At 42.9% G+C, this 25,831-nt stretch carries 21 protein-coding genes; 7 read left to right on the forward strand and 14 right to left on the reverse strand.

All coding sequences use genetic code 11. The features are described 5' to 3' along the window. Positions 1–305 precede the first annotated feature (305 nt). From acnB to JMX63_RS00380, 3 genes are all read left to right on the forward strand, one after another. Entirely contained in the window at positions 306–2,909 is a 2,604-nt protein-coding gene (acnB, locus tag JMX63_RS00370; RefSeq protein WP_057760857.1) for a bifunctional aconitate hydratase 2/2-methylisocitrate dehydratase, read from the forward strand. A 210-nt stretch (positions 2,910–3,119) separates the two neighbouring features. Then, positions 3,120–3,563, forward strand: coding sequence for a DUF805 domain-containing protein (locus JMX63_RS00375; RefSeq protein WP_201569908.1), 444 nt, complete (start codon positions 3,120–3,122; stop codon positions 3,561–3,563). A 206-nt stretch (positions 3,564–3,769) separates the two neighbouring features. Next, positions 3,770–4,213 carry a PACE efflux transporter gene (locus JMX63_RS00380; RefSeq protein ID WP_201569917.1) on the forward strand — a complete coding sequence of 148 codons (444 nt, stop codon included), beginning with the start codon at positions 3,770–3,772 and terminating at the stop codon, positions 4,211–4,213. A gap of 70 nt (positions 4,214–4,283) precedes the next feature. Here the strand turns inward: JMX63_RS00380 and JMX63_RS00385 are convergent, their stop codons facing one another. Continuing rightward, entirely contained in the window at positions 4,284–5,081 is a 798-nt protein-coding gene (locus JMX63_RS00385) for an enoyl-CoA hydratase/isomerase family protein (protein WP_201567434.1), read from the reverse strand. A gap of 339 nt (positions 5,082–5,420) precedes the next feature. Between JMX63_RS00385 and JMX63_RS00390 the strand changes: the two genes are divergently transcribed. After that, entirely contained in the window at positions 5,421–6,233 is an 813-nt protein-coding gene (locus JMX63_RS00390) for an alpha/beta fold hydrolase (RefSeq protein ID WP_201569925.1), read from the forward strand. 150 nt (positions 6,234–6,383) lie between these two features. Here JMX63_RS00390 and JMX63_RS00395 read toward each other — a convergent pair whose 3' ends face one another. The 5 genes from JMX63_RS00395 to JMX63_RS00415 all read right to left on the reverse strand — a co-directional run bounded on the left by JMX63_RS00395 (position 6,384) and on the right by JMX63_RS00415 (position 12,206). Beyond that, a complete protein-coding gene (locus tag JMX63_RS00395) occupies positions 6,384–7,448 on the reverse strand; it encodes an HpcH/HpaI aldolase/citrate lyase family protein (RefSeq protein WP_227511148.1) in 1,065 nt (354 codons plus the stop codon). Positions 7,449–7,513: 65 nt separating this feature from the next. Continuing rightward, a complete protein-coding gene (locus JMX63_RS00400; RefSeq protein WP_201570230.1) occupies positions 7,514–8,695 on the reverse strand; it encodes a cysteine protease StiP domain-containing protein in 1,182 nt (393 codons plus the stop codon). A 52-nt stretch (positions 8,696–8,747) separates the two neighbouring features. Beyond that, on the reverse strand, positions 8,748–9,578 hold the full coding sequence (locus JMX63_RS00405) for an HAD hydrolase family protein (RefSeq protein WP_201569927.1): 831 nt from the start codon (positions 9,576–9,578) through the stop codon (positions 8,748–8,750). A 42-nt stretch (positions 9,579–9,620) separates the two neighbouring features. Beyond that, the gene (locus tag JMX63_RS00410; RefSeq protein ID WP_201569929.1) at positions 9,621–10,937 is read right to left on the reverse strand and encodes a phosphoribosyltransferase domain-containing protein; all 1,317 of its coding nucleotides are present in this window, start codon (positions 10,935–10,937) and stop codon (positions 9,621–9,623) included. 42 nt (positions 10,938–10,979) lie between these two features. Then, positions 10,980–12,206: a S1 family peptidase gene (locus JMX63_RS00415; RefSeq protein WP_201569931.1), complete on the reverse strand. Its 1,227-nt coding sequence runs from the start codon at positions 12,204–12,206 to the stop codon at positions 10,980–10,982. 722 nt (positions 12,207–12,928) lie between these two features. Between JMX63_RS00415 and JMX63_RS00420 the strand changes: the two genes are divergently transcribed. Continuing rightward, positions 12,929–13,636 carry a hypothetical protein gene (locus tag JMX63_RS00420; protein WP_165596808.1) on the forward strand — a complete coding sequence of 236 codons (708 nt, stop codon included), beginning with the start codon at positions 12,929–12,931 and terminating at the stop codon, positions 13,634–13,636. Between the two features lie 122 nt (positions 13,637–13,758). Further along, a complete protein-coding gene (locus JMX63_RS00425; protein WP_201569933.1) occupies positions 13,759–14,499 on the forward strand; it encodes an MHYT domain-containing protein in 741 nt (246 codons plus the stop codon). 129 nt (positions 14,500–14,628) lie between these two features. Here JMX63_RS00425 and JMX63_RS00430 read toward each other — a convergent pair whose 3' ends face one another. Beyond that, a complete protein-coding gene (locus JMX63_RS00430; protein ID WP_201569935.1) occupies positions 14,629–15,780 on the reverse strand; it encodes an ATP-grasp domain-containing protein in 1,152 nt (383 codons plus the stop codon). 288 nt (positions 15,781–16,068) lie between these two features. On the opposite strand from JMX63_RS00430, the gene JMX63_RS00435 reads away from it, so the two are divergent. Beyond that, a complete protein-coding gene (locus JMX63_RS00435; protein ID WP_201569945.1) occupies positions 16,069–17,343 on the forward strand; it encodes a TerD family protein in 1,275 nt (424 codons plus the stop codon). A 121-nt stretch (positions 17,344–17,464) separates the two neighbouring features. Here JMX63_RS00435 and JMX63_RS00440 read toward each other — a convergent pair whose 3' ends face one another. The 7 genes from JMX63_RS00440 to rlmKL all read right to left on the reverse strand — a co-directional run bounded on the left by JMX63_RS00440 (position 17,465) and on the right by rlmKL (position 25,762). Beyond that, complete coding sequence (locus JMX63_RS00440) at positions 17,465–18,073, reverse strand: TerD family protein (protein ID WP_201569947.1); 609 nt, start codon at positions 18,071–18,073, stop codon at positions 17,465–17,467. Between the two features lie 76 nt (positions 18,074–18,149). Next, positions 18,150–18,902, reverse strand: coding sequence for a TIGR00266 family protein (locus JMX63_RS00445; RefSeq protein WP_201569949.1), 753 nt, complete (start codon positions 18,900–18,902; stop codon positions 18,150–18,152). Between the two features lie 206 nt (positions 18,903–19,108). Then, positions 19,109–19,684 carry a TerD family protein gene (locus JMX63_RS00450; protein WP_057760832.1) on the reverse strand — a complete coding sequence of 192 codons (576 nt, stop codon included), beginning with the start codon at positions 19,682–19,684 and terminating at the stop codon, positions 19,109–19,111. A gap of 454 nt (positions 19,685–20,138) precedes the next feature. After that, positions 20,139–21,059, reverse strand: coding sequence for a glutaminase (locus tag JMX63_RS00455; RefSeq protein ID WP_201569951.1), 921 nt, complete (start codon positions 21,057–21,059; stop codon positions 20,139–20,141). Positions 21,060–21,305: 246 nt separating this feature from the next. Continuing rightward, the gene (locus tag JMX63_RS00460; RefSeq protein ID WP_057760827.1) at positions 21,306–22,373 is read right to left on the reverse strand and encodes a DUF475 domain-containing protein; all 1,068 of its coding nucleotides are present in this window, start codon (positions 22,371–22,373) and stop codon (positions 21,306–21,308) included. Positions 22,374–22,600: 227 nt separating this feature from the next. Beyond that, positions 22,601–23,176: a TerD family protein gene (locus JMX63_RS00465; protein ID WP_057760825.1), complete on the reverse strand. Its 576-nt coding sequence runs from the start codon at positions 23,174–23,176 to the stop codon at positions 22,601–22,603. Positions 23,177–23,455: 279 nt separating this feature from the next. Further along, entirely contained in the window at positions 23,456–25,762 is a 2,307-nt protein-coding gene (gene rlmKL, locus JMX63_RS00470; RefSeq protein ID WP_201569960.1) for a bifunctional 23S rRNA (guanine(2069)-N(7))-methyltransferase RlmK/23S rRNA (guanine(2445)-N(2))-methyltransferase RlmL, read from the reverse strand. Positions 25,763–25,831 lie beyond the last annotated feature (69 nt).

Genomic DNA, 25,831 nt, shown 5'->3' on the forward strand with positions numbered 1-25,831 from the left:
TTCTTACAAAATTGTATATCAGTCATATGGTGCCTGCTCAGTCATAAAGCAAGCGCTTATTGATAAGCGTAATCAGGCAAATGCCAGTTATAATGAGCGCTACAATCATATTATTGATGGCACTATTTTTATAATAAATGTTCAATATGGCCTTACAATGCGCCTTTTCAGGGCTGAGCCATTAACATTTAAAGCGTTTTAAGCTATGATTGCACGGATAATTATTTCATATAGTATATAGACGCAGGCAGTCATGCTGACTACCCACGTAATGTGCTACACCCCAACTGACGAGGACGACTATTGTGTTAGAAGCTTATCGTAAACATGTCGAAGAACGTGCTGAGCTAGGAACTGTACCCCTACCACTAAATGAAAAACAAGTAGTAGAGTTGGTTGAATTATTAAAGAACCCGCCTGCAGGCGAAGATGCGTTCTTGATGAACCTATTAGAAAACCGTATCCCTGCTGGTGTTGACCAAGCAGCATACGTTAAAGCGGCATTTTTGGCTGCTATCTTAAAGGGTGAAACATCATCACCACTTATCAGCAAGCAAAAAGCGGTTGAAATTCTAGGCACTATGCAAGGTGGCTACAACGTTCAGCCACTAGTTGCTGCACTAGATGATAGCGAAGTTGCACAAGACGCTGCTGAAGCATTAAAGAAAACTTTGCTAGTATTTGACGCGTTCAATGACGTGACTGAAAAAGCAGAAGCTGGCAATACTATTGCTAAAGAAGTGATTCAGTCTTGGGCTGACGCAGAATGGTTCTTGAACCGTGCTGAAGTACCAAAGAAAACCACTTACACGACGTTCAAAGTCACTGGCGAAACCAACACGGATGACTTGTCACCTGCGCAAGACGCATGGAGCCGTCCTGATATCCCATTGCATTCATTAGCCATGCACAAAAACTCTCGCGACGGCATCAATGCTGACGAAGAGGGCGTTGTTGGCCCAATGAAGCAAATCGAAGCGCTTAAAGAAAAAGGCCATCCGCTAGCCTATGTTGGTGATGTTGTTGGTACTGGTTCTAGCCGTAAGTCTGCAACCAACTCAGTATTGTGGTTGATGGGTGAAGATATCCCTAACGTGCCAAACAAACGTGGCGGCGGTCTCGTACTTGGTAACAATATCGCTCCTATCTTCTTCAACACGATGGAAGATTCTGGCGCATTGCCAATCGAAAAAGTTGCCGTTGATAACCTAAACATGGGTGATGTGTTTGACATCTATCCGTACGAAGGCAAAATCACTAAGCATGACTCTGACGAAGTACTATCAACGTTCTCACTAAACTCACCAACATTGCTTGATGAAGTTCGTGCTGGCGGCCGTATTCCATTAATCGTTGGTCGTGGTTTGACTAACCGTGCTCGTGAATACATGGGTCTTGGTCATTCAGACATCTTTGCTAAGCCAGAAGAGCCAGCTGATACTGGTAAAGGCTTTACGCTTGCCCAGAAAATGGTTGGTAAAGCTTGTGGCCTGACAGGCGTACGTCCAGGTATGTACTGTGAGCCTAAGATGACGACTGTCGGTTCTCAGGATACGACTGGTCCGATGACGCGTGATGAGCTAAAAGACTTGGCATGTTTGGGTTTCCAAGCAGACCTAGTGATGCAGTCATTCTGTCATACTGCTGCTTATCCAAAGCCAGTTGACGTTGAAACTCAGCACACACTACCTGACTTTATCATGAACCGTGGCGGCGTCAGCTTACGTCCAGGTGATGGTATCATTCACTCATGGTTGAACCGTATGCTACTTCCAGATACCGTTGGTACTGGTGGTGACTCGCATACTCGTTTCCCAATGGGTATCTCGTTCCCAGCGGGTTCTGGTCTAGTTGCTTTCGCAGCGGCAACTGGTGTAATGCCACTTGATATGCCTGAATCTGTTCGTGTTCGTTTTGTTGGTGAGCGTCAAGCGGGTATCACCCTACGTGACCTAGTACATGCGATTCCTTATCAAGCGATCAAAGAAGGTTACCTGACGGTTGATAAGAAAGGTAAAATCAACGAGTTCAACGGCCGTATTCTTGAAATCGAAGGTCTAGAAGATTTGACCGCTGAGCAAGCGTTTGAATTATCTGATGCCTCAGCTGAGCGTAGTGCTGCTGGTTGTACCATCACTTTGTCTGAAGCGTCAGTGACTGAGTACCTAAACTCAAACATCACGCTGCTTAAGTGGATGATTTCAGAAGGCTATGGCGATGCACGTACGATCAGCCGCCGTGTTGAGCAAATGCAAGAGTGGTTGGCTAACCCAAGCCTCATGCGTGCTGACGACGATGCTGAATACGCGATCGACATCACTATCGATATGAGCGAAATCAAAGAGCCTATCCTTTGCTGCCCGAACGATCCAGATGATGCAAAAACGCTAGCAGACGTGGCTGGTGACACCATTGATGAAGTATTCATTGGTTCATGTATGACTAACATCGGTCACTTCCGTGCCGCTGGTAAATTGCTACAAGACGTACCAGCAGGTAGCCTGAAAACTCGTCTATGGATTGCACCACCTACTAAGATGGATGCACGTCAGTTGATGGAAGAAGGTTACTACAACATCTATGCACAAGCCGGCGCTCGAACTGAAATGCCAGGTTGTTCACTATGTATGGGTAACCAAGCACGTATCGCACCAAAATCTACTGCGGTATCGACCTCAACTCGTAACTTCCCGAACCGTCTAGGTCAAGGCGCTAACGTATACCTAGCTTCTGCAGAGCTTGCAGCAGTCGCAGCGGTACTTGGTAAATTGCCGACTAACGATGAGTATCAGCAGTATGCTGGTATGCTAAACAGCATGGGTGATGAAGTCTATCAATACATGAACTTCGACCGTATGGAAGACTATACTGAAGAAGCAGACAAGATTAACGTTGCTCAGTTGACCTAATCTTGGTTGCAGCTTAAGCAAAACGTTTTTGAATAAATAAAACCCCGTATCGTCATGATGCGGGGTTTTTTATTTATGACTCTAAGAAAACTAGTATTCATTTACAAACTTTTATTGAGTATCTATAATCAAAACCAATGGTTGATAATTTTCACTGACGATTTCTACAACTGACGATTTCTACTTTTCACGACTGAGATAAAAAGCCCTATGGAAAATAATATCAAGCTCGATAAAGCGACACCGCCGCCATTGCCTAGATCTACGTTGGCTAATAATCATAGTGCTGAAGCAAATTACGGCATCATTGACTGGTTTAAAAAGGGCATGAGAAATTACACGAATTTTTCTGGTCGTGCTCGCCGTAAAGAGTTTTGGTATTTTTCTTTGGTATATATGATCTTGGCAATTTTTGCGATGATAATAGATGCAATTATTTTTGACGCAGAAACAGGGCCTGTTTATATAGTTGTAGCGCTTGGTCTTGCTTTACCCAGTATTGCTGTTGGTATTCGCAGGTTACATGATACGGGTCGCTCAGGATGGTGGTTTTTAATATCCTTAATACCACTGATAGGCGGCATTGTGTTTCTTGTATTTTGTGCTAATGATACTAAGCCTGAAACCAATCAATGGGGCCCGCCAGCAAAATAGTCTGGCCTAGGATAAAGTCGGTTTTTGATAAATCTGTTTACGTCTGTATAAATGTACTGGCTGATTTTCTACGCTATGTTATGTATAATATAGGGGCAGGCGGAAACCGTGGCTCTGCACTTCCTTTATCTTTTCTATCTCGGGACGGACCGATACTTTGATACGCACTTCTTTGTTTAAGAACAGGTGCTTTGGAGTCTTGGTTGATGATTACGTTATCACCTCTCAAACGTCGTATTGTCTACGTGATTGTGTTCGAGATTGTCGCAATTATCTCTTCTACCTTTGTATTAATGAAACTCAGCAACAGTGATGCGTCAGAATCGTTGCCTGTCGCGATGATGGTATCGCTGGCTGCCATCATTTGGAACTTTATATATAATACCGCTTTTGAAGCGTGGGAACGCCGCAGACGTATTGTACGTCGCACGTTATGGATACGCAGTATTCATGCTTTTGGTTTTGAAGGCGGGCTAGTGTTGATCTGCTTGCCACTGTATATGATTTGGTACGATGTTGGTCTAGTAAAAGCCTTTATGATGGAAGTAGCGCTACTGCTATTTTTCTTAGTTTATACGTTTACGTTTACCTTGATTTTTGACAAGATATTTACTTTACCTCATCATTCTAAACCCGCGACTGCCTCTTAACTAAAGATATTGACAAAAAAAGGGCTACCATATTGGTAGCCCTTTTTTGATAGCATCATTGTTTATCTTGTTATTTACCTTGATATACAGGCTTACGCTTTGCTATAAAGGCGCTAACCCCTTCGATAAAGTCATCAGTTTTTGCCATTACGGTCTGTTGCTCTACTTCCGTATCTAACGCCGCGCTCAAACCAGCGAAGGCGTGTACGTTGAAGCTCTCTTTCATAGCAGCCAACGCTTTGCCTGGTAGTTGGCTCAATCGTAGCGCCAATGCTTGTACGGTGGCTTCTAGCTCGTCAATACTCACCACGTTGTTTACCAGATTTAAGCGCGCCATGTCTTCGGCTTTCAGTTTATCACCCAGCATTACAAGCTCAGTGGCTTTTGCTGCACCTACCAATTGGTTTAATAAGTAAATACCACCTGCATCTGGAACTAGGCCGATATTGACGAACGCTTGTACAAATTTTGCATTGTCTGCGGCAATTCGGAAATCACAAGTAAGCGCCAAGTTCATGCCAGCCCCTGCCACAGCACCTTCTAATTTAGCAATAATCGGCTTATGGATATGACGTAATTTTAAACTGACTTCGCCTGCACCTTCTACCATACCTCTTAATTTGTTTGAAACAATATCCTTGTCTAATCCTTCAGACAACATCTCTTTAATATCGCCGCCGCTTGAGAAGTTACCACCAGCCCCTTGCAAAATAATCACTCGTACTTGATCATCTGCAGCTGCTTTATCTAGCGCTATCAAGACTTGGTTTTTTAAGGGTGTGCCAAAGGCGTTTAAGCTTTTTGGATCGTTAAAGGTAATGGTAGCAATGTGCTCTGCAACTTGATAATCGACGAGAGACTGTGACATTTGAGATTTCCTTATTTTAAATGACTGTTTTAATATTTTGTATCAATGACAATGGTACGAAATAAAGGTGAAAATGGTTCAATGCTGATTACTATAGCAGCTTGCTATGATTATAAAAGCGTGTTTTGTGGGCGCTTAAGACACATCTATATACTGGTAAACTTTACTATTCTATCGTAAAAGCTGATGCTAGCTAATGGGACAAAACGACTGGCTCGTAAAAAGGCTATGAGCTAAGGGGCTAATGGATTATGCTAATATGCCAGGTTGAGCGTAAAAGAGTCGTAAAAGACACAAGGGTACGCTCGAACTTTTCATTGATCAAACAAGGATGTGGTTATGCCAACTATCACTGTAAATAACGCTGATATTTATTACGAAGACAGTGCACCGAATGACAAACAAAAGCCCGTTATCGTATTTGCTCACGGTCTACTGTGGAGCTCACAGATGTATGACAAGCAAGTGGAGCATTTTCAAACAGACTATCGTTGTATTGCTTTTGATTTTCGCGGGCAAGGTCAGTCGCAGGTTACCAAATCTGGCTATGATATGGAGACGCTGACTGAAGATACGCTTGGCTTACTTGCAACGCTTGGTATTGATAAATGTCACTTTGTTGGGCTATCTATGGGCGGGTTCGTGGCTCAACGTATCGCGCTCAAACGCCCTGAGTTGCTGTTGTCATTAACGCTGTTAGAAACCTCTGCTGACCCTGAAGATCCAAAAAACATACCTCAGTATCGCAAGCTGGTGAAAGCGATTCGCTGGTTGGGTATGAAGCGTGTGAGTAATAAAGTGATGCCAATCATGTTTGGCAGTACGTTTTTGGCAGACAAACTGCGCAAATCCGACCGTAAGCAGTGGTTGACTATGCTACAAAGCAATCGCAAAGGCGGCGTGGTCAAAGCAACAATGGGTGTGATTGAGCGTACAGGTACTTATGAGCAGTTGGGTGAGATTACAACGCCGACACTAATTGTGGTAGGTGATGAAGATGCCGCCACGCCTTATGCCAAATCTGAACGCATGCATTTTGCTATCGCTGGGTCCAAGCTTGCTATTATCAAAGGTGCGGGTCATACATCGACAGTAGAAGAGCCTGATCAAGTGAACCAAGTACTTCGTCAGTTTTTGGAAAGTTGTGCTTAATGTAGATATTGTTTGAGAGCTTTAAAACCTCATATTTATAGAAAAACCTAAGCAGATATCTATATAAAAAAGCCGCTACCTGTATTTGATAGTGGCTTTTTGTATGGTGCAAGTTGTTAAACGGCAGACAGCCATCATCAGAGATGAAAGCTACATTCGTGAGCTGTATTGGCTATGTCCGTCATCGATGGTTCCAAAGGCTTCTGCACGATTAACAATTTCAGTCGCCCAAGCACGGTGCGTCGCAGGCTCTAGCATCGTATTATTGTACTTAAACACCGCTTTGGCCTCAGAGTGAAGGATCGCTTGTGCTTCATCCAGTGTACTCAATGGCACGCAGTACGCTTGCTGTACTAGGGCGATTTGGCTGGGATGAATGACGGTTTTGCCCACCATGCCTAAGCTGACATCTCGGTTTAGCTCTTGCATAAATAGCGTCGGCTGATCCAAGTACTCAAATACTGGCGCGGTAAGATAAAAACCATGCGGCACAAAACAGCCCAGCATTTGATAAGCCAACGTACCGATAGGCGAGTCATAGACAATACTGTTTTTTGGGCGACGTAAGCGCAGTGCTGCGAATAAGTCATTACCGCCGATACGCAATGCAAAAACTGGTTGGCTAAACGCTTCTTTAAAAGCGATGGCAAGCTCCTGATTGTGATGCGGATTAAACAGCGCTGCGGTTTCGAGCGTCGGCATAAGTAGTTGATCTACTTTTAGGTTCTGACAAGCCATGCGCCAGTTAGATAAGCTATACATATCAACTTTTGGCATAACGAAACCATCGATAAGATCGATATGGGTATAGTCAGCCAGTTGCTGTAGCATCATCGGGCTACGTGGACGTATAAAAACCAGTGGACGCGTCGGATGCTGAGCATGAATCTTTGCTGATTTAGATGGCGCATTAATGCTATTCACATGCTCAGCCCAAGTATCCAGCAGGGTGCGCAAACGCTCAAGCGCCAACTCTACATCCTGCTGACTGACCGCATCCTCTAGACAGATAATAATACTATTAATCGTCGGTAATTTATCTCGCTTGATGACTTGCCAAATATCTTGGCGAGTCGCAGGCATGTATAAGCTAGCACCAAGCTGATATGGATGGTGCGTGTGCGGTTTGACCATCGCATGACGCTCAGTGATCAGATGCGCATAAGATTGGGTATCATTGTAAAGGTCTGACTCGGTTTTTAGCATATCTGACATAATTGGCATCATAAGTAGAGAGTATAAGAGAACGAAAAAGAAAGTATTTAATACCGTTAAATGTATTAAGTGTCTTGGGAGCGCTGCTTGATAAGCGTGATGGCTTGATAAGGCAGTATTTTATCACCTAATACACTAATATTGATGTTTCGTTGTGCACATAAATGGCGTAGCAGTACGGTATCAGGGTGCTCAGCAGTGGCGAGCAATATACGCTCGGGATCACGGCGCAATATGGCACGTGTTGCCTCGGCAATTGTTGGTTTAATACGGTTACGATTGATAATTTTATAGTCTGCTGCCAACGTCTCTATCAACGCCGCAGTCTGGTAGCGTGGCTGCTGGTAAATCGGTAAACGTGCTGGAGTAGTAGCCAATGATCGTCTCACGGCATCGATACGCTCGACGAATGCCAGGCTGTGATCTACCTCAATTAAATCATCATAAAAGACACTGCGATGCAGGCCTGATGACGGCTCTGTATACAAGCTACGTGAAATAAGCCCTGATACGGTACTGTTCAACAAACCCGATGGGATTAACCAGTCTTCTTCACTTGCCGCGAGCCAAGCAACGCCAGCCGGATCAGCAAGGGTCAGTAACGGAATGACGTTAGCGCCTTGATGAAAAATGTTGGCAAAATTAACATGAGTAGAATCACTAAACGTCTCTAGACTGCGAGCCAACTCTTGATAAATAGCGCCTTTACCTGTCCAACCATCGACGAATACAATCGGACTATTTGGATAAGCCTCCAGTAGCATTTGCAGGGCCACTGGATCAAGACCACGATCCCGAATGATACTGATGCCATAATGTACACTTGGCAGGTGATAGCTACTGTCTGTATCCGATAGCGCACGCTGCAATAACACCCCAATTGGCAGACCAGCTCGCACCAAGCTGACCAAAATCAGTGGATGTTCATCACTCACATTCTGCTGAAAAACATGATATAGCGTATGAGATAAATGAGCGATATCGGTCGCGGTTCTTGTTGACCCTTGCTCTAATGCCTGCTTGTATAGCTGCTCATGCATTGCAGTAGGTGCTTGCTCTAAAGTCAGCATGTCAGAGTAATGGCGTTGGCCGCTTTGGATAAGGGCTTCTTTTTGACTGACGGGCACATCGGCAACCGCGTCTTTATCCACCATATCGAGTAGGACAGTCACATCGCTTGCAAGATAGCTGCCTGAGCCATAGTTTTGCAGAGTAGCTCTTTTTGTCTGTATATTAGGTAAAGTCATAGTATGAATAATAGCACTCGTGATGATAACAGTGGATTTGCGTGGCTGCAGTTTAAGCTGATGATTTAGACTGGTATTGCTCATGCAATTGGCCATGATTGGGCATACCGTACCAGTCCAATAACTGTAAGAAAGGCAGATCAGCTAAGCTATCACCAAAGCCAAAACTGGGACGCTGATGGTCTAAATGATGCTCTAATAAAAACTGTACCGCATGACGCTTATGAACCGCATGGGGCAATATCGCTAGGTTATTAGCATTCACATGTACATAGAAATCTTGATCAAAATCACGTATCAGAGTGGGCAGTTTCTCAGCTAAATCTACGAGCGCTTGATGGTTTTTCTGTGCATGTTTGATAGCCAGATAAATGGTTAGCTCTTTATCCGTAGAACCATTGTTAAAGCTATCGATATGCGGTGTAAATACTAGATGACTTTGCTCGCTTTGACTATGACTGGCAAACAATTGACTTAACTGGTTAAGCTTATCTTGCAATGGCGCAAGCTTACTATACATATGCTGCTGCCAACTGCTCAGAAGTGCTCCGTCAGACGTTAAAATAATCGCTCCATGGGTCAATACTTGCCAGCTATCAAATGGCAGCTTAACGCGTTTAATCTCACTACGATCTCGCGCCGTCACTACAATTAATTCAGTACTGGCAAGTAGCCAGTTAAAAAAGGTTGCTTGGCGCTGGCTCATAAAGCTCAGTGGTTCGTCTTGTTTATTGACCGTCGCACATACCAAAGTTTCAGGTTCAGTAGTGGGCAAGTCCCATGCATCAATTTTGCGCTGGGTTTGAAATAATGTGTCGTCCAAATCCATCAAGGCATAAGGCTTGATGATATCTGGGTTGGCTTTAAAAAATGAGGTAGTCATGGCGTCGTCCGTAAATAATAGGTTTGAAAGTTAGAGAGCAGTTTAAAGACTAGGGCTCACCACTAGCACGCTATCCAAACCTCGCCACATAGCATCCACACTATCAGCTGATGTTTCTATACACAACACTATCAAATCCCAATCACTAGGCTCAACGTTATAAGCAAAATTGGTCATACCAAGCCCGTAATTGTCGCTAAAGCTTAGCATCGTAGTAATCGCTCCACCAAGCGCAATCGGTGAGCGGGTTAATGCGCTAAAATTAACCATGGACGCTGTATCTCCGCTCAGTTTTTTAGACTCTAATTCAAGCCATTCAGCCAATAAAAATGGCAACCAAACAAACTCATTGCTACCCAATACTAGGATTCTTTTTGGTAGCTGAGTAACATCAAAGTTTTCTTGGCCATCGAAGCGCGTAAAAGCAGTCTGAAAACTTGAAAGATAGTTAGCAAAACCATCTGTACTGTCTAGCGTTGGAAAACGCCCCCAGTTGCCCGTAACACCGAGCGCCTGACTACCAGCGGCAGTAGTATCAACCGATGGCATCGTGATGGGTTCAGGATTGGGTGCATCTGTCCATTGCCATGCACCAGACAGTAAATGATGACGATGAAACTCAATACCAGCGAGACGATTCGCCATACGTGCAGGCTTAGCATCTGACTGTGGATTAGGTGTTTCTTGATCTAATGACCAGTCGACCAATGTTGTTAGATGCACTTGCTCTAACTGGCTCAGTCCTGCTTCACGTAAGGCAGTGACGACATTCACACAGGTATTACCCGTTGAGGCTTCATCATCGACCATAATCAGTGTTTTACTAGCCAGTAGCTGCGCTTGAGTAACGCTATCTTTGCTTTGATAAATCAAATGCTGGCTGGCATGACTGTGGTCTTCACAAAATGTCGTCAGCAAGGAGTCGGTACCATTTGCATCACTACTCTCATCGTGCTGTGCATGACGCGTAGAGTTCAATAGCAGAGCTTGAGGATAGCGCGTTTGTAACGCTTGATGGACACCAGCAGATAGACCAACAGCGGTCTCTGCCATACCAATGACTAGAACTGGCTCAGGCAAGTTATTAGGCACTAAATCAGCCAAATCAGTAAATGCCTCTCGCATGATGCTTGGCGCAACGGGAATATGACGACCTAGCACTTTTGAGACAAACAAAAACGCCCGTTTTGGATTAATACGCTGTGCAAATCCAAGTAAATCTTCTAACTGATAATGGGCGTGTTGTTCTGCGCCATTTTTATTGGTGGCTGATTTATTAGCAGCTGAGTTGGTTTGATAAGTTAGATCTAGCGTACCACGGGGTAGGGTGATGGTCGTACTGTGTTGCTCATTTAACATTCATATTCCTTGGCGCTTTTAATTATATGTCATCGTAGATTTTTAACCCTGACAGCCAACTAGCCATAAGGCACTGCGACTTTGCTTGCTTAGCTGAGGTGTTGTAAGAGGCGTAGCACTGGTCAAATCAGACGTGTTCTCCAAACTGATGCCAGCACTCGCCAGTAGGGCAGATAATAACTGAAATTTCACCGCATAGTTCATATTTTGTGCATGTTCATGAACCAGACTTGATGTGACCATGCCGACAACCTCTCCAGTCGGCAATAATAAAGGACTACCACTAGAACCAGGCTGAATGGGTGCGGTGAATTGCACGTGACGGATATCGTTATTTAAGCCTGTCAATCCTGATATACAGCCTTGAGTGACTTGCAGTTGGCTACTCAGTCCTGATAACGGAAACCCCAGTGTGGTAATGGTCTCACCCAATATATCAACACATTGCTGCGCCAATGGGAGGTAGCTAGGCAAAGGATCACTAACTCTAATAATAGCTGAGTCGCTTCCGATATCGCTGAGTACGACTTGTGCCTCGCGATCAGGCTGACCTTGCTGACGTACGCCAACCATCGCTGCTGACTCAATCACATGATAGCAGGTGAGCAAATGATAGGGAGCAATAGCAAACGCTGTTCCTGTCCAAGTTTCGCCTGCTTGTACATGACGGGGAGGGCGAGCTTCGTTGTTTGGTTGAGTACGCTGCTGCTGTTGAGCTTCTTGAATAAGCGTATGTGTGCTAGGTGGACGAACATCCAGACTAACCTGTACATGATGTTCAAGGCTCGCTAAGCCATGCGTTGATGCCTCGCCAAGCGCTCGACATTTGAACTGTCCATTACGTTGATATATTTCTAATATAATCGCCGCTTTGATATGCCGCTCGTTTGTTGTGAAGTTATAGCGAATATCCCCGTTGTTGAGCGTGAGGCTTACGTCGTTTAACTCTACCGCTGGCAAGTTTAGGCTTGGCTCATGATAAATATAAGCAATCAGTTGTAAGAAACTAACGCCAAGCGTATCAAATAGCTGGGGTAAATCTAACTGCCATGTACTTGGATTATCCTTGTTATCGAGCTGAGCCCAGTCTTTAGACTCATGTAAATAAGCAGGACTACAAACGGCTTTACGATAGGCATCTAATGGCAACCACAATAGCCCAAGCTGCTGTCCAAATCCCAATGATTTAGTAGTAGAAAATGCGATCGAACACTTTGTATTTTCGATAACCGTATTGGCTCCTAGCACTAATTCGACTTGCTTCAACATCACATTTCCTTAGTTTATTTGCGTGATTATAATTATTTTTATTGTTTAATGATTTTATCCTTGAGACTAAAGTCTGACTATACAAAGGTTTTTTATTTTATTTTGAACCTATTATTCTACAAAGAGAAAATGTTAATAGGTGTTTTAATATATAGTTAAGATTAATTGCATAATAGATATATCAAGATATATAGGTTTAAATAGTTTCGGGATTCGTTTTAATAATTAATTACTTTTAGAAAATAATGATGGGGTTTTATAGTCTAGCCATTTGTCGGTTAATGTAGCCACTTATCGGACAAAGCCATATAGTGTATTGCTACAAAACAAGATTCCGGTGATAATACAATCAAAATCTATTGCTATTTAGTAACTCTACTGTGACTAAGTGTTATCTGTAAATTCTAAATATAGTATTTGATTTAAACCTATTAATTCTAATCTTATTTTCAAGCTGATTGCTGTTTCTCGATTAATGAATTTCTAGTAGTTAGAGCGCTTATATGCCTAATAACTATAAAAATCGAAGTTTCATCTACTGAATATAGTTCATTTCTTATAATATAAAAGATATATAAAAACTATCATATGGTTGATGTCTGCATATCTTTTATATTGTGAGAAAGCCAGTTGGTCGGACCTTTGAAACGTTATTCACATTAGCTTATCTAGATGGCTTGATATAAGAAAGCGTAGCAGTATTTTAAGAAAAGGAGTGCTCTGTGAAATTCTCTTGTGCATTAGAAACGTCTTCTGAACGTATTCGTCTGGTCAATGTTATTTCGCCGCTTATCAAAGCAGGTTATCAGCTGGTCTCCCAAAGACAAGAGGCTTCAGAGAATGGTGGTAATATCATTCATGTGATCGCAAGAAGCCTAGGCTCTAAAACGCAAGCAGATCTAATCGATGACTTGTCTTCAATTGAAGGCTGTACGCTTTTTAATCTAGAAATCGATGAAGAGGGCGGCTCGTCAGCTGCCCCTGCAAAGAAGACATTGGATGAGAAAAGCGTCTTATCAGCCATCGGTGCTTATTACCCTAAAATAGCAGATATTGTCAGTCAGTATGAAGATAGTTTGCCTATTGAGCGACGTGTGACTGCATTGCAAGAGTTGGGTCGTAAGGTTGGTGGCGGTATTTACCAGCGTGATTATTCACTTGGTAGCCCACTGAAGATGCCTACTACGATTACTCGTGAGCTTGTGCCAGCACTAAAAGGCCTGTCTAAAGTTAAAGCAAAGAATAATGTAATTTATTTAATCAAATGTCCGTTCTGTAAGTCGTCAGATCATACTCACTCAGGATGCCATTTTATTGTAGGTTATATAGAAGGCTTTTTGGCAAGCAACCCCGCTATAGATGTGGTTCAGGTTGAAGAGACTAACTGCGGCGCAGGTAGTACCAATATTTGTGAATTTACCATTGGGTAAGAAAAACTGTGTGTAGATAATTTTATGTCTATGCAAAAAAATCAACGAGCGAATGACGCACCGTGTTGCAATAAAAGTAACGTTATTTGACTCAATTCTTATGATAGATAAAAGGCAAAAAAATGATGGAAGTTGAATATAACTTACTTTTGGTGTTGGTCTCATACGCCATTGCAGTATTTGGTTCTTATGTTGGCTTAAACCTTGCCATTCGAGTACCTTCTGCTAAGCCAGGAACGGACTTGTATTTTTGGGTAGCGCTATCATCGATTGCTATCGGTGGTGCGATTTGGTCTATGCACTATATCGGTATGATGGCAGTAGATATGAAAATGCCTGTGACTTATGACTTGGGTCTGACGATTGTCTCAATGCTACTCGCGATTTGTTTTGTTGCAATTGGTATTGTCATCGTAGGTCGCGGTGAACCAAGCGTTGCTAAGTTAATCGGTGGCGGCATACTTACTGGGCTGGGTGTTGCAGCCATGCATTATACTGGTATGGCCTCTATGCAGATGGACGCTACCATGTCATACAATATACCGCTGCTTATCCTATCGATTGTGATTGCTATTGCAGCCGCTATCGCTGCGCTATGGTTGGCATTCAATCTACGTGGTACATTACAGCGTTTTGGTAGTGCGTTTATCATGGGTTTGGCAGTTTGTGGTATGCATTACACTGGTATAGCCGCGATGGAAATGACGATGACTAATCACTCGATGTCTATGGATTATACGCATGCAGGTGCTATCTCTTCATCAATTATGATCTTCATCGGTTCAGCAATCGTATTGAGCTTACTATGGGTTATTGCTTCTAAAAATGCACCTAAGCAAGCAACACTAGCATTTGGTGAATAATTTTAAACATTGATTTTTAATACTTTTCAAGAATGAAGATAATAAAAAAGGTTTTTAGATATTAATCTAAAAACCTTTTTTATGCCTATTCAAATCATTTGCTAACCACGTGCATGCTTAGCAGACTATTTATTCATCACCTTTTTCAATTTTCACACTCATCATAATAGAGCGTACTTGGCATGGTTCAATATGCTGAATATTGGTCTCTAAGTTAGGTCTCTCTGATAACCCCAACCAATAAGAAAATCCGACTTGCGTCAAATCAATCCCACTATGAGATGTATAACCAATACCACCTGATGGACGACTATTGATCTCAAGAACACGGTGCTGACCGCTATCATCAGCCTTAGTTTGTACACTGACGATGCCATCACAGCCAAAAGCCCTAATCAGTGGGATTACGACATCCATGACAGACTGCTCATAACCAACATGTTGTATTTTTCCTGTTTTATGACGAGTGACAGCAGCTAGAACTTCGCCATATTCACAAACCACATCGATAGAGTACTCTTGCCCTGACAGATAAGGCATAAGCAACATTGGAATAGGGCGATCGTGTACCATTTCGCTGTTAGCATAGGCATTCACAAATTGGGCTGTATTTATTTTTTTCTCTTCAGTGAAATATAAGTGCTCAAAGCTATCGTACGCAGTACTATCTGCTTTACCCGTGTCTAGTCGCCAAAACCCTTGGGCAAAAATACCGACAACAGGTTTCACACATAGAGGCTGGTCGCCATGCTCGGCTAATAAAGCCTCAAGCTCCGCCGTATTGTCAAAACGCCATGCGTCTGCCACTGGAATATTGTGAGTGTGACAGTGCTGCATAAAAGAAAATTTATCATCGATTGATTCTAGTGCCGCTACGCTGGTTGCGCCCGTCAATAAGCGAATACCCGCAGCGTCAAATTTCTCACGATGCATTTCATAATCGATACCATTGCGTCCAGTCAGCAGCACTTTTACGTTATGCTTTTGAGCTTGTTCTAATACGAACTGCCAGCGTGGTATAGCAGTTTCGCTAGTCATCTGGTTATCAGTATCTACGATCGAGTCAGATGGCTCGCGATAAACCATATCGGCGAATTCGAAAATCTCAGGTCTATCATGACGGTGTGAGGCAATAACTTGAAAAAGGTTGTTTGAAGGACTGCTTGATTTGCTCTTTAGACTTTGTAAACTCTCCAACATATCACGCTGGCTAGATTGACCTTCAGCTAACCACGCCGCTACTGGTATTAAAGGGTTACTATTGTCAGCAAGATTATTCATAATTCTCTCAGCGTTATCATTAGGTGTAGGGGAATGGGCAAGTCGATACTGTTACTGCATATCTAGTAGTAATATTAGCAAAGGTATACGGTTTAATAGGACGTATTATATACAAATGATATGCGTTATAAACGCCTCTGATAAAATAGTCATAGGGATTTGTAAGGACGACTTTATCGCTTATATCGCGATTGTCTAGTTCAAAATTTTCATAATATCCATGCTACTATATGATGATAGTCGGCATGACAATGACAACAGTATAATAAATAATCTAAAGGACGTATGATGAGTCAAAACCAACCTCAAAAACTAATTGCAGGTGCCAATGCGCCCCTGCCAACTGACAATATTAGCATTCGTATTTTAAGCCAAAATGCTATTGATTGTGCCGCTTATCGTCTGACTACTGACGGCAAAGTACGTGGTGATGGTGACATGATATTTTATGGTCAGATACGTAGCGATGATGGTAGTGTTAGCTTCCGTGGTCATGACAGTGATGGGTTTTTTGATGTCAATTTGTCTGCACAGCCTGCAACTATTGAGAAAATTGCCCTAGCGTTCTCTAGTGCGCAAACACTGTCGCAAGTTGGCGATGTGGACATTCAAGTCTTGCAGGGTAGTCAAGTACTGATGACCTGTCAGCTGAGTAGTGCTGGACGTAATGAAAAAGCCATTATATTGGCTGAATGCTATCGCAGACAAGGAAGCTGGAAATTTCGTTTTATCGCCCAAGGATTTGAAGGAGGGTTAAAACCTTTGTCTGAGCATTTTGGTGTTGAAATCGCTGATGACGCACCTGCCCAAAATAATAGTCCTGCACCAAGCCAACCTCAACCTATCAACACGCAGCGACCAATCAATACACAAAAAGCAGGCAACACGTCTCAAGCTAACAACCCGCCACCGATTCCTGCTAACCCTTCAATTAACTTAAGTAAAATAACCTTAACTAAAAATAAATCTAGCATTAATCTTAAAAAACGTGATGACTTTGGCAAAATTTCGGTCAATTTAGATTGGAACCAACGCCCGAAAAATGATAAATCAGCGCCCAAAAAAGGCATACTGGGAGATCTGTTTAAGCAGCATCAATCAAGTGGTATCGATCTAGATGTCGGTGCTATGATTCATCTAAAAAACGGTGAAAAAACCCTTATTCAAGCGTTGGGTAATCGCTTTGGTAGTTTACAATCAGCGCCTTATGTTTGCTTACGTGCGGATGATAGAACGGGGCAGGTAAGTGGCGGTGAATGGCTGGATATCAACGGTCAACAATGGTCGCAGATTGAAGAGGTGTTCATCTTTGCGTTTATTTACGAAGGCGCACCCAACTGGGAAAAAACTGATGGGGTTGTGACTATCCATGTGCCAGAACAATCACCGATTGAGACACGTTTGACCGAAGGTGCGGGTAATCTACCAATGTGTGCCATTGCCCGTTTGGTCAATCAACAAGGCAGTATCAATGTTGAGCGTATCAACCAATACTTCAAAGGTCATCAAGAAATGGACAAAGCGTTTAACTGGGGCTTTAGCTGGAAACGTGGACGTAAATAGTATTCTTAACTATAGATAATAAGCAAAAAAGAGCGGCCTAACTATTGATAGATGGGCCGCTCTTTTTTGAAATAAACTATTTAACTAGATTGGTAATAATCCAGTTAAAGTCTCAAGTCCATTATGCATGCGGTGTGATAGCAGGCATTAAGTCGTGGAAAGTACGGCCAGAAGCTGTCTCGCCAATCGCATGCATTTTCCATTCATTGTTATGACGATAAACTTTTGCCATTACCATCGCTGTATGTCCACCTTGGGCAGACAAGTTATAACGTGCTACTTCGCTATTGTTATTGGCATTAACGATACGGCAAAACGCATTTTCTACTGTCTCAAACGTTTGACCAGTAAAGCTATTGACTGTAAATACCAATGAGACCACATTAGCAGGTACTCTTGAGAGATCGACGTTGATGACTTCATCATCGCCATCACCGTCGCCAGTACGGTTATCACCAGTATGCACGATACTGCCGTCTTTCGATTTTAACTGACTGAACCAAATGGCATCGACCGCTTGCTTGTTAGCATCGAACATGATGCATGAAGCATCTAAATCGATAGAATCACCATCAGAACCGCCGCCGAATAATTTTCCTAAGAAACCACCTTTTTTATCTTGTGGCCCTTGAGCAACATCCCAGCCTAGACCTAGTTTAACTTGAGTAAGATCGCCACCAGCTTCTTTGCTTAGGGAGATTTTTTGACCTTTTTGAAGACTAACTGCCATGTGAGTATCCTTATAATAATTGTGAGTAAAACCGTTGAAAAATAACGTTAAAGAGTGTTATAAATTGCGAAATGCACTATAAGATATTGTCTAAAAAGCCACCACCGCCGCCACGTCCGCCTGAGCTACTACCTAGGACGCTTTGTATCCAACCTTGATAATTGTCACGATTGCGTGAACAAATAATGACTTTGCCACTTCCTGAGAAGTTCAGAACCATACCTTCGCCACTAGTAACAGAGTTGATAATATTGCTCATGATGCCTTTTTTCTTACTGGTCGAAACGGACAGTTTGTATTCAAGATTTGAGTCCCAACAGACCACATGACCGTTATCAATAATGACATCTTTGTCTGGTGTGACATCAATTTCAAACAACGAGCCAAAACCAGATACCACGACTTGACCTTGGCCTTGGGTTTGCATCACCATAAAGCCGCCTGTATCACCAAACACTGCACCGCCTAAATTGCGCTGAATATTGGCTCTGATATCGACGCCAGTTTGGGCCGCGACAAACGCACCATCGCTGAGTGTATACTGCTGTTTGCCAACTTCTATGATTTGCATATCACCATCAAGCGTGGGCGCAAGCAGACAGTCGCCCTCACCATTAACCGCTTCAATCTGCTGTTGAAACAACGATTCATCGTTTGCAAAGCGGCGCATCAGTGACTGCATCAGGCCACCTTGTAGCTTACCTTTTAGCTCAAGATTGGACTCCATCATCACCATTGCATTGGCTTCACAATAAATTGAATCGCCTTTTTTAAGATTACAATGCAAAAAAGGTTCAATAGTACCGATTAAACTGAATGTTGCGGCCATGGCTTGCAAATCCTTATTCTAATATCTTTGTTAAATGCTCTTAATGTGTGCGTGTGCTTTTAGATGCTTTATAGATTTTAATGGTAAGCCAATTAAATTTAAAGCCATCAAATGCGTTAAAGGGGCACACTTGATGGCTCATTGGATCATAACCAGACGTCTGATTATGATAATTGGCTTGCTAAACGTTTACGTTGGTTTTAACGTTAAACATTTACGCCATAAGAGGCTGCTAATGGTCCAAGACCACCGCTGAAACCTTGACCGACCGCACGGAATTTCCAATCACCGCTGTGACGATATAATTCACCGAAAATCATCGCTGTTTCAGTGCTGCCATCTTCTGATAGGTCATAACGAGCGATTTCAGATTCGCCATTGTCGTTTACAACGCGGATATAAGCATCACCAACTTGACCGAAGTTTTGGTTACGCGCTTGGCCTTCATAGATGATGGCACAGATAGCTACTTTGTTGACGTCAGCTGGGATGCTAGCAAGATTGATTTTGATTTTCTCATCATCGCCATCGCCTTCGCCAGTACGGTTATCACCAGTATGCTCAACAGCGCCGTTGTCTGATTTTAGGTTATTGAAAAAGATAAAATCTTGGTCGTTACGGACTTTGCCTGCTTCGTTAATCAAGAAACCGATTGCATCTAAATCAAACTCTTGGCCGTCAGTGGCACGTGGATCCCAGCCTAGACCGACTGTAATGTTAGTTAAACCTGGCGCTTCTTTTGATAAGTTTACGTTGCCGCCTTTTGTTAAGCTAATAGCCATACAAATATCCTTTGGATTAATAGTTAAGTGGATTGATTGATAAAAAATAAACTAAAAGTTGTGCAGTGACTGATATCTCAGAGCAAATAATAAAAACTTACTTGTATCCTATGCCCTGCATATCATTAGGTTTTACTATACTAAGCGTTTGCTCACTAAGCAAGGCGTATTTTGTGCGCTTACTATATGCTTACTAAGGGACATAATACTTCTGTATCTTTGATAATTTCTAATCAACTTAGCAATAGTCGTTAAGATATTGTTATGAAAAGTAATGTTTCATACAAAAGGGATTTAGCACAAAGGTAGCTTAGATAAAACAATCGCTTTAAAAAGCACCGACTGACTATATGGGCTTAGAATAAACCAACTCATGGCTTAGGTATGCTTCGCAGCTAGTATGAGAGCATGGCATTATATAAAAAACCTATTTAGATAAATATACATGTATCTCTTATTCTGCAAAAACCGACCAGCCAGTTTTTTGTACGAAGCGCTCTAGTGCTTTTAGTCCAAGCTTAGAGTTACCTACATGATCAAGCCCTGGTGACCAGACAGCGATAGACCCTTTACCAGGTGCTATCGTCAAAATACCGCCACCAACACCACTTTTGCCTGGTAAGCCCACGCGGTAAGCAAATTCGCCAGAACCATCATAATGACCACACATCATCATCAATGAGTTAATACGGCGTGCTCGTTTTTCATTGATTACACGTACTCCTGAGTGCTTATCAACTCCGTTAGACACTAAATAAAGACCGGCACTGGCCAACTGTTGGCAGTTCATTGCAATTGAGCACTGATGAAAATACGTACCCAATACATTATCCACATCGTGTTTTAAACGACCAAAGGATTTCATAAAGTGCGCCAGAGAGGCATTTCGGTCCTTGTGCGCCATCTCAGAAGCCGCTACTTTATGATCAAAGCGAATTGACTCATCATCTGCAATGAGGTGAATAAACTGCAGGATTTCACCCAGTGTTTCTTTTGGCTCATGTCCCATCATGATGGCGTCGACAACTGCGATTGCCCCAGCATTGATAAATGGGTTGCGCGGTCGGCCAGACTCATGCTCGAGCATCACAATTGAATTAAAAGGATCGCCAGATGGTTCGCGTCCGACGTGTGTCCAAAGTGTATCGCCTAGTTTGCCAAGACCAATGGTTAAGGTAAATACCTTAGAGATACTTTGGATGGAGAACAGAGTGCTGGCATCACCTGCTGCATACATATGCCCATCAGGAGTCGCTACGGCTATACCGAACTGATTAGGATCAATATGAGCCAATTGCGGGATATAATCTGCGACTTTGCCGCGGTCAGTTTCTCTTGCCATCTCTGCGGCAATATCATCAAGAATTTTTTGCATATCGTTTATAGGGTCTTATTTCGACAAGTTATTTAAGGACGAGGATTTTAACTGAAGATAGGGTAATAGTAACAGGGCAAACGTAATTTTAACCATTGATTGTCTTAATTATTGGTTATTCCGATATCTTGAGGCTTCAATATGACCTAACAGTATGGCGAAATAATGTGAAAAAAAACAGGCCATACCTGATGATATGACCTGCTTAAATGTATAACTAGATACAGACTACACTGAGAACACGCCTTAGTTTAGGCTTGCTTTCTCAGCTTTACGATGCTGAAGTGACGCTAGCAGCGCCCAACCAATAAAGGCAATACCAATCAAACCAGTGATAATCTCTGGCACATGGAACTTCACTGATAATAGCATAATCAGTGCCAGTGCGCCGATAGCATAATGTGCGCCGTGCTCAAGATAGATGAACTCGTCAAGCGTGCCTTTGTCTACCAAGAAGATAGTCATAGAACGTACAAACATCGCACCAATCGCAAGACCTAACATGATAACAATCACGTCATTGGTGATTGCAAATGCGCCAATCACACCATCGAAACTGAATGAGGCATCTAGGACTTCTAAGTATAGGAAACCAATGATACCGCCTTTCATAATGGCACTGGTCGCCGCAGCGCCCGAACCATTTTCTTCGTTCTCTAGGTCTTCTTCCAGATCGCCCTCAAGCATACCTGATACAACCTGTACGCCCAGATAAACCAAGATACCCCAAACACCTGCGATTAGGACAGCGCTTGACTGCTCGGCATTAGCCCACGATACCGCAATCATCAAGACGATAAGCGCTACAAATACGCTCATGGCATCGACTTTGCCTAGCTTGGCTAAACGGCTTTCAAGCCAGTCAAACCAATGTACTTCTTTGTCATCAAAAATAAAGTTCAAGAATACCAATAGCAAGAAGATACCACCAAATGCTGAGATTTCCGCATGGTGTGCCATCAGTCTTGCCGAGTATTCTTCAGGGCTATATAAAGCCAAGTTGATGACTTCCATCATACCAAGGTCGGCAGTAACCGCGACGATGACAATAGGGAAGACCAATCGCATACCAAATACGGCGATTAGGATACCAACGGTTAAAAATATCTTTTTCCAAAATTCGTCCCAGCCCTTAAGGACTGAAGCATTGACCACCGCATTATCAAAAGATAATGAAATCTCCATGACGGCCAAAATAGCGGTAATAGAAAGAGTGGCTATCATGCCACCCATACCGCCATGTGAATATCCCCACCATGCTGCTATTGCCAAAGCAATTGCGGTGAAAATAAAGTCTAAATAAAAATGTCTCATGACACATCCTGTATGGTTGCGTAAAGCTAAGGTCTACCTAGTATAGGCATGAACCGCAAAAAAGCGGTTATTACTAACCACTTTTTATGCATAATTTTAAACGAAACGTAAAGCATTACTAGTCATTTGGCCATTAAAAATTGTGACTATTTGCAACGATGGCGGTTTGCTATTTTGGACGTGATGACGGTGACTAATAACTGACTAAATACCAGTAAATAATGGTTTTAAATATCGACACCGTATTGCTGACACATCGCTTGCAAACCGCCTGAATAGCCTTGACCAACAGCGCGGAATTTCCATTCACCATTGTGACGATATACTTCGCCAAACACCATTGCTGTCTCTACAGAGTAGTCTTCTGCTAAATCAAAACGTACGACTTCAGTGCCTGTTTCTTCATTAACAACACGGATAAAGGCATTGGCGACCTGACCAAAGTTCTGGCTACGCGCTGCAGCATCATGAATAGTCACCGTCACGACTACTTTATCTACGTCTGCAGGTACTTGAGTGAGATTTACTTTGATAACTTCATCATCACCGTCGCCTTCGCCAGTACGGTTGTCACCAGTATGCTCGACAGCGCCATTGTCAGACTTCAGCTGATTATAGAAAATAAAGTCATGATCGCCGCGTACTTTACCCGCGCCATTTAGCAAAAATACGCTAGCATCAAGATCGAACTCCGCACCAGAAGTGGCGCGCTCATCCCAACCAAGACCGATAAGTAACTTGGTTAAATTTGGGTCGGTTTTCGTTAGCGATAAATTACCGCCTTTATTAAGTGATAAAGCCATGGTGTTATCCTTTTTATTAGACGTTAGTGGTTTTATAAGGTCATCGAAAAAAGGCGATGCTTACGCAATAACTGCGCAAATCCATCGCCTAGTAACGCTCTATCATAGCAACAAAAAATGGCCCAATCAAAGCTGATTGGGCCATTGTTATATTTCATATACATTTGGCAAAAAACAGAAGTTTCAGGTACTTATGCTGCCACTATAAATCTATAGTTTTATTTATCAAAATCCTATTTACGGACTTTAGATTCTAAACTATAAATCTGAAACTTCGAATTATAGACTTTGACGATGACGAATCTCAAAGCTTTGATGAATCGGCTTTTTGATATTGAAATCAAAGCCAATGGTTTTTTGCGTGATATCAATGATGTCATAACGCTGAGTCAACTGCTCATCTAACTCAAAACGCGTAAAGTTGTTAGAAAAGTACAAGACACCATCAGAGGTTAGACGGTTCATCGCACGATTAATCAATGCAGCATGATCACGTTGCACATCAAAAGTACCTTGGAATTTTTTAGAGTTTGAGAAAGTCGGCGGATCAATAAAGATAACATCGAACTGTTCGGTATTGTCTTTAATCCACTCAAAGATATCGGCAGCAACGAATTGGTATTTATTGCGGCTAACGTCCAAACCGTTCAAGACAAAGTTTTGTTTGCCCCAATCTAGATAGTTCTGTGACAAATCGACGCTAGTGACTTTTTTCGCACCAGCAAGCGCTGCATGCACACTTGCGGTACAAGTATAAGCGAACAGGTTAAGTACTGCTTTACCGCGACTGTTATCTTTGATACGAGCACGCATATTACGGTGATCGATAAACAGACCAGTATCTAAATAATCTGTAAAGTTGACATACAGGTAGGCACCATCTTCGCGCGCAACATGAAACTTGCCACGTTTTTCTGTGGTGTTCTGCTTGCTGTACTGATCGTTACCAGACTGACGAGCACGCGTTTTGATAAAGATCTGTTCACGGTTAATATCAAAGACTTCACGGATACCCATCAATGCCAAGTTAAAGCGTTTCTTTGCAGTTTCAGGTGGGATGGTCTTTGGCGGCGCATATTCTTGCACATGCGCATAATCACCGTATAAGTCGATCGCGACTTTGAAATCAGGTAAATCAGCATCGTAAACACGAACGTTGCTTACATTGTCTTTTTTGGCCAGTTTCTTGAGTTTAGCAAGGTTTTTTTGCAGACGATTAATAAAGTCTTGACCATCTTCTACTTCGATCTCGCGTTTCTCAAAACGACTAACAAGATTGCCCGTTTGCCCAGCGATAAGCGTTCCGTAGCGGAAATAGACGGTGATAGCACCATTATGACAGCGTAAGGTTTTTGGTTCTTTAATCGGTAGAATATCTACTTGTTCAACATGAGAGGCCAATATGCCAAGCATCGGGTCAATGCCACTACCGGCAAAGCTGTCTTGCAATATCAGCCCAATCGCTTGATACAACGGCTTAATCATGTCCTCATCACCCAAACGCTCACCATATGGTGGGTTGGTAATGACCAAAGGATTGCTCAATCGACCATCATTAACCAATGGCTTGAGCACGTTGCTGAGTTGGTCAAGCGCACGATGTTCGATATCGAGTAGCGGTAAAATGTCCTGTAGACCTGCGGCAATTAAGTTCTTTTCTGTGGCAAGAATCGCACCACTATCAGCATCAAAGCCTAGCATAAGTGGCAACGTATCAGGCTGCTCGTTGGCAATCTCTAATGCTTCGCGGAAACGCGTTTGAGCATCATCAATCATCTCTTGCCATAGCGTCTCATCATGATGCTGCCACTGGTAAAAACCAAATTGATTGGCAGCTTTGTCGATACCCACAGCATAGTCACAATGCATCAATAACGCTTCGATAAGGAACGTTCCAGAGCCGCACATTGGGTCAATTAACGCATTATAGAAAGGTGCGTCGCCGGCTTCATTTTTCTTGTGCCAACCAGCGCTATAGAGTAGGGCGGCTGCCAAGTTTTCTTTTAATGGTGCTTCTGTCATGGCCACACGGTAACCACGGCGATGCAAACTGGTACCAGATAAATCTAAATACAACTCAGCTTGCTTGTCATTGATGGTTGCAAAAACAGAGAAGTCTGGGTTTTTGCTATCGACGTTAGGACGGCTATCGTAAACTTCGTTAAACGTATCGGCAATTGCATCTTTGATACGTAGCATCGCAAACTGCTGACTGACAGCGACACGCTTATCGACAGACAGACGAATAGCAAAGGTTTGCTCTAGGCTAAACTGCTCAGTCCAATTGACCGATTTTGCCAAGCCGTATAGCTGCTCTGCAACGTCGTATTCTGCATTGATGTTTTTACGTTTAATCAGCATCAATACCCGCGAGGCCACGCGTGACCATAGGCAGATGGTATATAGCTCACGCAAGCCACCAGTTACGGCTAGACGGCCGGTACTTTTGATTTCGCTGTCAATGCCAAAACTGGTTAGCTCAGTCTGAAGTGGTGCCTCAAGCCCATCGGCACAGGTAATAATAAGATCAAGCGACAACTCTGGTGAAGCTGCTGTTAGAGATGCGGGCGCGGTTTGTTCGGTCATACGGGTACCTGTGGGCTAAATTGACAAAAAAGCAAATAATAAGATAATCGGTGTAACCGGCAATTTTAC

It is taken from the genome of Psychrobacter nivimaris, assembly GCF_904846365.1.
Taxonomy (GTDB): Bacteria; Pseudomonadota; Gammaproteobacteria; order Pseudomonadales; family Moraxellaceae; genus Psychrobacter; species Psychrobacter nivimaris_B.